A 13,121-nucleotide genomic window follows, 5' to 3' on the forward strand; every position below is an offset into this window, starting at 1 on the left:
AGTTTATATTTTTATTAATACAAATTAGGATTTAGATGAATAAGATTTCATTATTTTATTAATTGCTTTTTCACAATCCAGATCATTATTATTAAGACACCATGCTGTATTGAAATATAGTAGCGCCTTTTTATTGTCTTTAATCATAGTGTAACAATAACCAAGATTAAAAAAGTATTTATTGTCTTTTTTTAAACTTATAGCTGATTTTAGTAATTCTATAGCTTTTTTATAATTTTTTAGTTTTATGAAACATACAGCGGAATTGTAAAGGGCTGATGAAACATTATCCTTTTTAATTATGGCTTTTTCGTACATATATATAGCATTTTTATAGTCTTTAGAGTTATAGTAGTCATTGCCCATTTGAAAATAATTCATCTAAATCCTCCTCAACTTTATTTAATAGTGATATCAGATATAATTAAAATGTTTCTATAGAAATAATATCCCAAAAAGCATCAATTTATACATATTTACGTCAATGGTTTAGTTTTGAAATGAGTTTTTTTTCGAGTATATTAACTCCTTCATACATTAGGTAGGCAAGGATCGATAATATCAGTATACTTAACATTACCGTGTCAAGTTCTGAAGTTTGACCTCCAAATACTATTAAGAATCCTAAACCTTCTTTTGCAACTAAAAATTCACCCATTATTACTCCAACCCATGATAGCCCTACGTTTATTTTTAGAGCAGATAAAAAGGTTGGTACTGTAGCAGGTATTATCAGATGTGTTAATGTTTGAAATTTTCTTGCACCAAAGGTTTTTAAAAGTTTGATTTTATCATTATCTACTGAATTAAAGCCATCCAATATGGTTATAATTGTAACTACAATTGAAATAAGTAATGTGATTACAATTATCGCAGTTATACCATTTCCAACCCAGAATATTATAATTGGAGCAAGAGCTATTTTAGGGAGAGCATTAAGAACTACAATATATGGATCTAGGACTTTTGCAGCAAGTTTTGAACACCACAGAAGTACTGCAATTATTGTTCCTAGAAATGTTCCAAGTGTAAAACCTATTATTGTTTCCAAACATGTTATTCCTATATTTGTAAATAGGTTTCCTTCATTATATAATTTTATTAGGGTCTTAAACATTCTTGATGGTGTACTTGTCAAAAATGGATCTATCCATTTTAAATCTCCTGATATTTCCCATAATGCAAAAATAGATACAAGCAATATTATTCTAAGGGCAACTACTTTTTTTCTTTCTTTTTTTATATTATCTATAAAAACTTTATGTTCTTTTATTTCATCTATCATTGTGAATTTAACTCCTTCCAAATATTATTGAAATAAATTCTGAATTCAGGTTCCTCTCTGCATTTTAAAGGTGAATCGTGTGGAATAGAAAATTTTATATCAACAATTTTTTTTATGCTTGCTGGTCTTTCTGATAATACTATTACTCTGTTAGACATAGATATTGCCTCAGATATATCGTGAGTGACCATTATAGCTGTCTTATTTTCGTGTTTAATAATTTTAAAGATTTCATCGCTTATATTGAGTCTTGTTTGATAATCAAGTGAAGAAAATGGTTCATCTAATAATAAAACTTCTGGATCTAAGGCAAGGGTTCTTATTAGTGCAACTTTTTGTCTCATACCACCCGATAATTCATCCGGATAATGTGATACAAAATCAATTAGTCCATAATTTTTTAATAAAGTGTTGAGTTTTAATTTATAATTATCTATGTTTTTGTGTTGAATTTTAAGTCCGAGTATGATATTTTCCCATACAGTAAGCCAGCCAAATAGTTGATCTTTTTGAAACATATATCCCATTTTGCTGGAGTACGATGTCATTTTTTCGTCATCAATATATATAGAACCATAAGATGGTTTTAAAAGTCCTGCTATTATATTTAAGAGAGTTGATTTTCCGCAACCAGATGGCCCTACTATACTTAGAAATTCACCATCATTGACTGAAAAGGTTACATCATTTAATGCTTTAGTGCAAGTAGTCAGAGAATGATAATTCATATATATCTGTTTTACATATACTTTACTCAAGTGATCATCTCCTATTAATTTGATTACTGTCATATATATTTCAGTATATGAATTACGATATTATATAGTGTTAAATAGACAAAGAGTTTTACTGTATCGTTTATATTTAATGTGTATGTAAAAGAAAATATATGTTATAATAGCAGTAAGCAATATTAGAACATAATGACTTTATATTAATATAAGTCTGCAAAATAGTTATAACCGTATATATTAAAAATATGGTTATTTTTTACTCTCTGTAGTTAATTATAAATATATATATAGATCCAATTATATATATTGACAATAATCTTTTGGTAATATAAAATGAAAGTGAGTAATCACTCATTAATAATAATTATTTTTTAATACTGCTTATTTTTGTACTTATTGTAAAAAAAAAATAATATGATTTTATTAGTAAATACAATAATTTAGTTATTCAAATTTTAAATAAAATTTGAATTTACTCCATTAATTTATTAATTGTAAAAGGTGATATAATTTATGAAAAACTTATTTCGTATAGGTCTGGATGTCGGTTCTACTACTGTAAAAATAGCTGTCTGTGATGATAAAGATAGTATGGTTTATAGTAGTTATCAAAGACATTTTTCGGATATAAGAAGCACAATTGCAGATGTCATAAGAGAAGCTTATAAACGTTTTAAAGAAGCAGATATTACAATAATGGTTACTGGTTCTGGAGGACTTTCAGTATCTAAATGGCTTAATATATCTTTTATTCAAGAGGTTATAGCTTGCACAAATACAATTGAGAGATTTATCCCAAATACAGATGTAGCTATAGAACTTGGAGGAGAGGATGCCAAAATAACGTTCTTTGATAATGGAATAGATCAAAGAATGAATGGCACATGTGCAGGTGGTACTGGTGCTTTTATAGATCAGATGGCATCATTATTAAAGACGGATGCTCAAGGTCTAAACGAATTAGCTAAACATTATAAAGTTATTTACCCTATAGCGGCTAGATGTGGAGTGTTTGCAAAAACTGATATACAACCTCTTTTAAATGAAGGAGCGGCAAAAGAGGATATTGCGGCTTCTGTCTTTCAATCAGTTGTAAACCAGACTATAAGTGGTCTTGCTTGTGGTAAATCAATAAAAGGAAATGTAGCATTTTTAGGGGGACCGCTGTACTTTTTATCGGAACTTAGAAAGAGATTTACAGAAACATTAAATCTTACAGAGAAAGAAATAATTTTTCCGAATAATTCTCAATTGTTTGTTGCAATGGGGGCTGCCCTTTCATCTAAAAATGAATCAGTTATTTCATTTAAATCATTAATTGATACACTGTCGCTCATGAATAAATCAGTTGATGATGAAGTTCAGACATTAAGGCCTCTTTTTAAAGATGAGGATGAACTTGATGAATTTAAAAAGAGACATAGTAAGAGTGTAGTTAATAAGTTGAGGCTAGAGGAATTTGAGGGAAATTGTTATTTAGGTATAGATTCTGGTTCAACTACTACGAAGGCCGTTCTTATAGATGAATCTGGTAATCTTCTATACTCATATTATGGAAGTAATGGGGGAAGTCCCCTCAAATCAATTGTTAAAATTTTAAAGGATTTATATGGAAGACTACCTAAAAATGCAAATATAATAAATTCGTGTGTGACTGGTTATGGTGAAGCACTTATAAAGGCCGCCTTGTCAGTAGATATAGGTGAGGTCGAAACGGTGGCACACTATAAGGCAGCAGAATTTTTTCAGCCCGGAGTTGATTTTATATTAGATATAGGTGGTCAGGATATGAAATGCCTTAAAGTAAAGGATGGGTTTATTGACAGTATTATGCTAAATGAAGCCTGTTCATCAGGGTGCGGGTCATTTTTGGAAACATTTGCTCATTCTTTAAATATGAGTGTTGAGGATTTTGCCAGGTCAGCGCTTACTTCTAAGAGTCCTATGGATTTGGGATCTAGATGTACTGTTTTTATGAATTCCAAAGTAAAACAAGCGCAAAAAGAAGGGGCAACTGTAGGTGATATTTCTGCAGGACTGTCTTACTCAATAATTAAGAATGCATTATTTAAGGTTATAAAAATAAGAAACCCGGAGGGACTTGGAAAGAAAATAATAGTTCAAGGTGGAACATTTTATAATGATGCAGTACTCAGGGCATTTGAGCTTATATCTGGAAGAGAAGTGATAAGACCAGATATAGCAGGACTTATGGGTGCTTTTGGAGCAGCTATAATTGCAAAGAATAGGTATGTGAGTGGAAGCAAGAGTACTCTGCTTAAAGTAGATAAATTAAACACATTTACTACAGATGTATCTATGAGAAGATGCGGTAAGTGTGCAAATAATTGTTTGCTTACGGTAAATAGATTTCAAGATGGGAAAGAATTTGTATCAGGAAATAGATGTGAGCGTGGAGCAGGAATTGAACGTAAGAAGAATGATATTCCTAATTTATTTAACTATAAATACAATAGACTCTTCAAGTATGTTCCGTTAGCCTTAGATAAGGCTAAGAGAGGCAGAGTTGGAGTCCCAAGAGTCTTAAATATGTATGAAAATTACCCATTTTGGTTTACTCTTTTTACAGAACTTAAATTTAGAGTGGAGTTGTCACCTAGATCTTCCAAAAAATTATATTCTTTGGGTATAGAAACAATTCCTTCTGAATCTGCTTGTTATCCGGCAAAATTAGTTCATGGACATATAATGAGCCTTGTTAAAAGAGGGATTGATTTTATATTTTATCCGTGTATACCATATGAGAAGAAAGAGCAGGAACATGCGGATAATCACTATAATTGTCCTATGGTTACCTCATATCCTGAGGTTATAAAAAATAATATGGATGTTTTAAGAGATAAGAATATAACATTTAAAAATCCGTTTTTGCCTATAGATAATAAAAAGAAACTTATAAAAAGACTTTTAGAAGAGCTTAAAGAATTTGGTATAAGCAGATCTGAGATGGCTAGAGCTGTTGAGATGGCATATGCTGAGGATGCAAAAGTCAAACAAGATATAAGATCAAAAGGTGAAGAGGTACTGGAATATTTAAAGAAGACTGGTAAGAGAGGTATTGTCTTGGCTGGAAGACCTTATCATTTGGATCCTGAAATAAATCACGGTGTACCAGATATAATTACTTCATACGGAATGCCTGTTTTAACGGAAGATTCCATATGCCATTTAGGCAATGTTGAGAGACCTCTTAGGGTAGTAGATCAGTGGGTTTATCATTCGAGATTATACGCTGCAGCAAGCTTTGTAGCCAATAATAACAACCTTGAGTTAATACAGCTTAATTCATTTGGATGTGGACTTGATGCGGTAACTACAGATCAGGTTCAGGAAATATTAAATTCTTATAAAAAAATATATACTGTATTGAAAATAGATGAAGGCAGCAATCTGGGTGCAACCAGAATAAGGATACGTTCATTAAAAGCCGCACTTGACGAGAGGAATGATGCAGGATTTATTCCTGGTAAGGTTGTAGAACATAATAAAAAGATAGTTTTTACAAAAGAGATGAGGGAAAAACATACTATTTTATGTCCTCAAATGTCACCTATACACTTTCAATTCCTTGAAGAAGCGTTTAATGTTTCAGGATATAATTTAGAAGTCTTGCCATCTGTTGATAAAAAAGCTGTAGATGAAGGGTTAAAATATGTTAACAACGATGCATGCTATCCTTCTATAATGGTTGTAGGTCAACTTATTGAAGCACTTAAATCGGGTAAGTATGATTTAAATAATACATCTGTTATAATGTCGCAAACCGGAGGAGGATGCAGGGCAACAAATTATATAGGATTTTTGCGAAAGGCTTTAAAAGAGGCAGGAATGTCGAATGTCCCAGTAATATCACTTAATGTAGTTGGATTAGAAAAGAATCCTGGGTTTAAGATAAGTATGGGGCTCGTTAATAAAGCTTTGATAGCAGTTTTATATGGAGATCTATTTATGAGGGTGCTTTACAGAGTAAGACCTTATGAAAAGATACCTGGATCAGCCAATGTACTGTATAAAAAATGGGTAGAAAAATGTAAAGAGAATGTTAGAGATGGAAATCACAAAAAATTTAAAGAGAATATATACTCAATCGTCAGTGATTTTGATAATCTAGAGATAAATGATATTAAAAAACCTAGAGTTGGTATAGTTGGAGAAATTTTAGTTAAATTTCATCCCACGGCAAATAATAATGTAGTTGATATAATTGAAAGAGAAGGTGCTGAGGCTATTGTACCTGACTTAACGAATTTCTTCTTATACTGTGCATATGATGCGAACTTTAAATATAAATATCTATCTGGTAGTATGAAGAGTACGGTTATAAACAATTCAGCTATAAAATTTATTGAATACTTTAGACGACATATGAGAAATGCACTCGCAAAGAGCAATAGGTTTACTGTACCAGATGATATAGAAACACTGGCAAGAGGAGCAGAACCTATAGTTTCACTCGGAAATCAAACTGGAGAAGGATGGTTTTTAACTGCTGAGATGGTTGAATTAATAAAAAGTGGAACTAAAAATATTATATGTATGCAACCATTTGCATGTCTTCCTAATCATGTAACTGGCAAAGGGATGATAAAAGAACTTAAGAGAAGATATCCAGGCAGTAATATAGCAGCTATAGATTATGATCCGGGTGCTAGTGAAGTAAATCAGCTTAATAGAATAAAACTTATGCTTTCAGTTGCGTTTAAGGCTTTAGAAAGCGAAGAGAATAATTCTAAGTTAGATTTACCTAGAAAAGAAAAAGTCGTAATTGAAAAAAAATAATACTAAAAAGAGTAGGGTGGATAATTTTTTATACACTTTACTCTTTTTAAATTTTTGATCAAAATTCTATTATTTAACTTCTTTCATTGCAGCTCCTGCAAATTTAGTATTAACTATTTTATCAAATGCTGGTCTCTGCGGAATAAGTTTTTTGTTGTAACTTTGTATTATATCCATAAGCCTGTTTAAATTTTCTTCTTTAAGGACAGGGTCGGATGCAAAAGCGTTTATAGATCTATAATTTTTTACAACTGATATCAGTATTTCCTCATCAGTTCCAGGGAAAAATGATTTTATGGCTTCAGCCACTTCTTTGTCACTATGTTTTTGTACCCAAAGTTGCCCTTTATATATAGCCTTAGTAAAATTTTTTATTGTTTCCGGATTTTTTTCCATATAAGATTTAGTTGAAAAATAACATGTATAAGGTAAAATTCCTGCTGATTTACCAATTGAAGCTACAATGTGACCATTTTTACTTTTTTCGATCATACTTCCGCTTGGTTCAAATAGGGAAACGTAATCACCTGTACCAGAGGTAAATGCGCCCGCTGTAGCTGTATATGCTAAATTTGTTATTAAGGTTATATTTTTGCCAGGACTTAAACCATGTTGCTTTAGCACATATTCAAGAGACATTTCAGGAACACCTCCAGGTCGTCCACCTATTATTGTCTTACCTTTTAGACTTTTCCAATCAAAAGAAGGTTCTGAATTTCTTCCAATTAAAAAAGATCCATCAGTTGCTGTCAGTTGGGCAAATAAAATTGGATAATCTTCTCTTTTTTGATTGTATATATATATAACTTGTTCGGGACCGCAAAATCCTATATCGGCATTTTTACTTAATACATCCTGCATGGTTTTGTCAGCACCTTGACCTGTGCTTAATTTTATATCGATACCTTCTTCTTTAAAGAAGTTTTTGTTTATAGCAGTGTACATTGGAGCATAAAAAACTGAACGGGCAACTTCATTTAATCTAATTATTTGTGTAGTAGTACTATTATTTGTACTGCCGCATCCTGTAAATAATACAACTATGAATATAATACTTAGAAAAATAGAAAAGATATCAAGTTTTCTTCTTTTCATAAAATCCCCCAAATCAAATTTATATTACTTTATGATATGAATATAAATTTGATTGTGTTAAAGGTTATAGTTAATAAAATGTTTTTAAAAAAATATATAATAATGTAATGACAATTGTATACAATAATTTTAAATTATTAAGTTATATTTTTAAACAATATGATACACACTATATTTGTATCATAAATTTTTAAATAAGGAGGCAGTTTTTATAATGCAAAATAATGAAGCAAACCAAAAAAATCAGGATAACAAAAAAGAAAGTAATTCATTTTCTCATTGGATAATACGATTCATTTTTGTAGCGATTGTTTTAGCCGTGACATCTTTTTTGACTCCAGGCTTTACTATCAGAGGTCTGTGGTCATTCTTATTGGCAGCAGTTGTAATAACTTTTCTTGATTATTTAGTTGAAAAATTTATGGGAGTTGATGCATCGCCTTTTGGAAAAGGCTTTAAAGGATTTATTATTTCTGCAATAATAATTTATCTTACACAATTTTTAGTTACAAATATGAGGGTATCTATATTAGGAGCACTGCTTGCAGCTATTGTTATTGGAATAATAGATGCAATCATTCCAGGAAGAGTCATGTAATTAAAATTAAATAGCTGTTGTACTAATTTTTTTAGTACAACAGCCACTTATTTAGGAGAAGTAACTTGGAATATATTATAGATTATTTACATTTTCGTGTAAAATAAACATACTTTCTTTTTTTAGCTGCATTTACCATTGCTCTTACATTTTCTATATGGCTTTTAATTCCTATACCACAAGCTGGTGATAATATATTTACTCCTAAATCCATGCAAGTATTAGCTAGCTTCTCTACTTCATTAGGAGTACTATTTTGTATGCTTAATGTGCTTACATTTCCCATTACTACTTTATTATTAACATTTTTACGTACTTGAGTTACACTACTTATAGAATCGAAACTTATAACATCACTATGCAGATCATTTAATTCTTTATATATGCTTTTTAGTCTCCCACAGATATGTATTATTGTTCCATCTGTGTAATCTTTAAGCTCATCTATTATTCTATTCAAATAATGTATTGCAAACTCTTTAAATAATTTTGGCCCTAGTATTTCTCCAGTACCACTTGGATCTGAAATTGTTATAACATTAGCCCCGGCTAAAAGCTGAGCTTTACCAAATTGTATTAAATTATCTGTTACAAAACTTATGAATTTGTGTGCTTCTTCTTTTTTTCTAACTAATTCTTTATAAAAATTCATAGGTTCCATTAAAGATGAAGCTACACTTATAGGACCTGTTAAGTTAGCCATTATTGGAACTGGCAGATTTTTTTCTTTTATAATTTTTATAGCATCTAAAACTACTTTTTCTCTTCCTTCATTTAGATTTATACTTTTTAATTTTCTCCAGTCTACTACTGAGTCTATTGGATATTTTATAACTCTAGGTTCAGTTGTCTTATTTCCTAAATCTACGGTAGCTCCCATTGCTTCTGCTTCTATGGTCATGCAGAAAGGTACTCCGAAATTTTCAAAGCCTCCCTCCTTATACATTGATATAGCTAAATTAGCCATGATTTCCGGATTTGTATGAGCTTCTGGCCATTTATAACCGCTTATATCCATTAAATCTTCTATTATCATATTCATCATTCCACCAGGACATATACAAGGTGGTCTATCTACTTGTTTATTTTTTAATGCTAAATTTAATCTTTCTTTTGGTGTTAACATTTGCTGTACCTCTACATTTAAATTTTTTATATTTTTATTAAATTTTTCTATTGAAATTTATTATTCCATAACTACCTATTTAATCTAGCACCTGGCTTTTTCTGTTATCAATTTTTTAGCACATCTTGCTGCTTTTGAAGCATCTATTGTATATATGTCGGCACCTATTTTATCTGCAAAATTTTGAGAAATAGGCCCTCCTCCTATCATGACTGTATAGTTATCTCTTATTCCTTCATCTTTAAGTATGTTTATAACTTCTCCCATACCATCCATAGTTGTGGTCATTAAAGTAGACATACAAATTATTTCTGCATTTACTTCTTTAGCTTTGTCTACAAATTCTCTTGGTGCTACATCTCTTCCTAAATCTATAACTTCAAATCCTTCTGTTTCCATCATTATTTTAACTAGATTTTTACCTATATCATGTGTATCTCCTTGTATTACTCCTATAACTATTTTATGTTTATTTCCTAAGTCATTTTTTTCTAGATGAGGTTTTAAAACTTCTAATCCTGAGTACATAGCATCAGAACACATGAGCAATTCTGGAATATAATATTCTCCTTCCTCGTATAGTTCACCTGCTTTGTTCATTCCGTGGGCAAGACCTTTATCTATAGCTTCATAAGCACTAATATTTTTTTCTATACATTCTTTAGCTAAAACTACTGTTTTTTCTTCTTCCATTTCTACTACTGATTCTGATAATTTATTTATTAATTCTTCTGATATGCTGCTCATTTATTTTCCTCCTTAATATTTTATAATAATTATAATTGTATCTCCCAAACTGTGGATTGTTTCAACGGTTTAGTCGTCTTTCTTAAACAATTATGCCCTAATATTTTTACATTTTTATTTTTTTTTCTAATATAGTTTATCGCCTGTCCATATGTGATGCCTTCCGGTACTTTTATAGGATTTGATTTTATAAAGCCTGCTCTATCTAGTGAAGCTGAAGTTATACCACAAATATGAATTATAGAATCTCCTAAATAATTTATAGCTTCTTTTAAAACATTATAAGTGTATTTTCCACCTAATTCTTTATAAGTTTTGGGCCCTAATATATCTAAAGTTCCTGCAGAATCTCCAAAGGATATTATATCTGCTCCTTTTTTTATACCTTCTTTTATAAATTCCACTGAACCTTTTTCTACTATTTCCATAAGTCTTTCTACTTCATCTTTGTTTTTTCTTACTGCCTTATAAAAAACTCTTGGGTCTATTAAAGAACTTATTATAGTAAAAGGCCCTTGTACATCCATTATTACAGTTTCTCCTTGTTTCTTTAATATTTCAACAGATTTTAAAACTTCTTTTATTCTTTTAGTTTCAAAATCTATTCCCTTTAGTCCTTTAAGATCTTCAATGGTTTTAAATGTATAATTGGATACTCTGGGGCCAGCCTTTTCATCTCCTAAATTTATCTGCCCTCCTAGAGCCTCAGCTTCTACTGTCATGCAAAATGGTACCACAGAAAAAAGATCTTTATTGCATTCTCTTATACTCTTTGAAAGTGCTGCCATTTCCTTAGCATTTTTGTGCACATCCGGGAATTTTACACCTGCTTTTTTCACAGCTTCTTTAGGTATTTCATCTTCAGTACCTAAAACGCATTTAAAGTTCACATCGTAATCCATTATCATTACTCCTTAAAAACATATTATATAACTATAGATTTCATATAATATATTATATTCATTATTAAGCTCTATATAAGTGTTAATATTTTAAAAGCTTAAAGCCTTTACAAAATACTCTTGAAAGTCTTTTCTTGTAGAAAGCTCTACAACTTTAATACTTCTTCTTATATCCATCATGATTTTTGAAATACCTTTATTTAATAAAGACAGTCTTGCCCCTTCTATAGAAGAATTTCCAACAAAGTTTATCTTACCTTTGAATCCCTTTGGTATTATTCCTAATGTTTTTATGCTTTCTGGGTTTATATGATATCCAAAAGCTCCTGCAATTACAGCTTCTTCTATATCTTCTATATTGGCATTTATTTCTTTTAATAACATAGTAACACCTGAAGATATTGCTCCCTTAGCCAATTGTATTTGTCTTACATCATTTTGAGATATATAAATTTTATCCGTTATATAAAATTTTTTATCTTTTAGTCTCTCTTTTAAGGCATATGGCATATTCTTATTAAATCTTCCACTAGTCATAACTACTTTGCTTTTTATTAATGCTGCCATAACATCCATAAGTCCGCTGCCACAAATACTTTTTGCTTCTTTATTACAAATAGTAGAATACTTAATGTTATACTCTTTGTCTATAGAGAAGCTATCTATAGCACCATCTTCAGCTCTTGATCCACAAGAAATGTTCATACCTTCAAATGCTGGTCCTGCCGCAGTTGAAGATGCTGACATATTGCCTTTATAAATGGCAGCTAATTCTCCATTAGTTCCTATATCTATAAATATAGATGGATGTTTTTTATTTTGAAAATCTGTCGCCACAATACCTGCCACAATATCCGCCCCTACATAAGAAGATAATGATGGAAGCAATATCACATTTGCTTCTTCATTTATCTTTATATTTATATCTTTAGCTTTTATTTCAAGTTCATCTAGGAATATAGCCCTATATGGTGCTTTGGCTATAGTCTTTGGATTAACGCCTGCAAAAAGATGCAGCATAGTTGTATTTGCTGCTATAGCTATCTCATAAATATTATTATTTTTGTAGTCCCTGCCAATTAATTCTTCTACCATAGAATTTATTTTTTCTACTATACATTTAGATAAAATTTTTATACCATCTTCGTTTTCCATACAATAAGTTATTCTAGATAATACATCTCCTCCGTATTCTGTTTGAGGATTTAAATCTGATACTTTATTTAAAATTTGTCCATCTTCTAAATTTAAAAGATAAGCTGATAAACCTGTAGTACCTATATCCACAGCTGCAGCTAAAACAGGCTCGTTTTGATGTATTATATCTATTAGTTCATTTTCATTAATAACTCCACAAAAGTTTTTTCCCTTAACTTTCTCTATTTCACCTATTTTCTTTAAAACACTTAATTTTTCCGTAATAACATTTAAAGTATTTTTATAAGGTATACTAGTCTTTTCATCTATATCTTTTATTTCTATTTTTCTTATTCTACTATCTAAAGGTACTTCTATGGAAAAGCCTTTGTTAATAGTTTTTAATTTTTTATTGCTATCCCTGGCTATTAATTCTATTTGAGCATCACCCATAACCTGACACATGCAAGCAAGTCTAATATTCTTTTTATCTGTAAATTTATTCTCTTCTTTTGTTTTAGGAGAAAGATTTCCATTTGCTATAACTTTACACTTACCACAAATTCCTTTTCCATTACAAGGTGATTCAATATTAAATCCTGCTTTTCTTATACATTCTATAAGCTTTGTACCGTCTTCTACTTCTATCTCTAAATTATTTTCCATAAAAGTAATCTTAGCCATAAACTACCTCTTT

10 protein-coding genes are annotated in these 13,121 nt (G+C 30.4%); 2 read left to right on the forward strand and 8 right to left on the reverse strand.

The window, feature by feature from the left end; translation table 11 throughout:
- Positions 1-24: 24 nt before the first annotated feature.
- The 3 genes from D4Z93_RS04070 to D4Z93_RS04080 form a co-directional block, all read right to left on the reverse strand.
- On the reverse strand, positions 25-381 hold the full coding sequence (locus D4Z93_RS04070) for a tetratricopeptide repeat protein (RefSeq protein ID WP_119970616.1): 357 nt from the start codon (positions 379-381) through the stop codon (positions 25-27).
- Positions 382-481: 100 nt separating this feature from the next.
- The gene (locus D4Z93_RS04075; protein ID WP_119970618.1) at positions 482-1,285 is read right to left on the reverse strand and encodes an ABC transporter permease; all 804 of its coding nucleotides are present in this window, start codon (positions 1,283-1,285) and stop codon (positions 482-484) included.
- Complete coding sequence (locus tag D4Z93_RS04080) at positions 1,282-2,043, reverse strand: ABC transporter ATP-binding protein (protein ID WP_119970620.1); 762 nt, start codon at positions 2,041-2,043, stop codon at positions 1,282-1,284. The genes D4Z93_RS04075 and D4Z93_RS04080 overlap by 4 nt, the downstream gene beginning before the upstream one ends.
- Positions 2,044-2,532: 489 nt before the next feature.
- Here D4Z93_RS04080 and D4Z93_RS04085 point away from each other — a divergent pair, with 489 nt between their 5' ends.
- The gene (locus D4Z93_RS04085; protein ID WP_119970622.1) at positions 2,533-6,819 is read left to right on the forward strand and encodes a 2-hydroxyacyl-CoA dehydratase; all 4,287 of its coding nucleotides are present in this window, start codon (positions 2,533-2,535) and stop codon (positions 6,817-6,819) included.
- 69 nt (positions 6,820-6,888) lie between these two features.
- On the opposite strand, the gene D4Z93_RS04090 is transcribed toward D4Z93_RS04085, so the two are convergent.
- Complete coding sequence (locus tag D4Z93_RS04090; RefSeq protein WP_119970624.1) at positions 6,889-7,914, reverse strand: ABC transporter substrate-binding protein; 1,026 nt, start codon at positions 7,912-7,914, stop codon at positions 6,889-6,891.
- A 214-nt stretch (positions 7,915-8,128) separates the two neighbouring features.
- On the opposite strand from D4Z93_RS04090, the gene D4Z93_RS04095 reads away from it, so the two are divergent.
- Positions 8,129-8,512 carry a phage holin family protein gene (locus D4Z93_RS04095; RefSeq protein WP_119970626.1) on the forward strand — a complete coding sequence of 128 codons (384 nt, stop codon included), beginning with the start codon at positions 8,129-8,131 and terminating at the stop codon, positions 8,510-8,512.
- Between the two features lie 82 nt (positions 8,513-8,594).
- Here the strand turns inward: D4Z93_RS04095 and D4Z93_RS04100 are convergent, their stop codons facing one another.
- The 4 genes from D4Z93_RS04100 to D4Z93_RS04115 all read right to left on the reverse strand — a co-directional run bounded on the left by D4Z93_RS04100 (position 8,595) and on the right by D4Z93_RS04115 (position 13,108).
- Positions 8,595-9,638 (reverse strand): methylcobamide:CoM methyltransferase MtbA, encoded by a 1,044-nt coding sequence (locus D4Z93_RS04100; protein WP_119970628.1) that lies wholly within the window; start codon positions 9,636-9,638, stop codon positions 8,595-8,597.
- Positions 9,639-9,722: 84 nt separating this feature from the next.
- Positions 9,723-10,385 carry a corrinoid protein gene (locus tag D4Z93_RS04105; protein ID WP_119970630.1) on the reverse strand — a complete coding sequence of 221 codons (663 nt, stop codon included), beginning with the start codon at positions 10,383-10,385 and terminating at the stop codon, positions 9,723-9,725.
- A 29-nt stretch (positions 10,386-10,414) separates the two neighbouring features.
- The gene (locus D4Z93_RS04110; protein ID WP_119970632.1) at positions 10,415-11,287 is read right to left on the reverse strand and encodes a uroporphyrinogen decarboxylase family protein; all 873 of its coding nucleotides are present in this window, start codon (positions 11,285-11,287) and stop codon (positions 10,415-10,417) included.
- 90 nt (positions 11,288-11,377) lie between these two features.
- Entirely contained in the window at positions 11,378-13,108 is a 1,731-nt protein-coding gene (locus tag D4Z93_RS04115) for an ASKHA domain-containing protein (RefSeq protein WP_119970634.1), read from the reverse strand.
- Positions 13,109-13,121: the final 13 nt, after the last annotated feature.

Origin of the sequence: Clostridium fermenticellae (genome assembly GCF_003600355.1) — a bacterium.
In the GTDB taxonomy this organism is placed as follows: Bacteria; Bacillota; Clostridia; order Clostridiales; family Clostridiaceae; genus Clostridium_AV; species Clostridium_AV fermenticellae.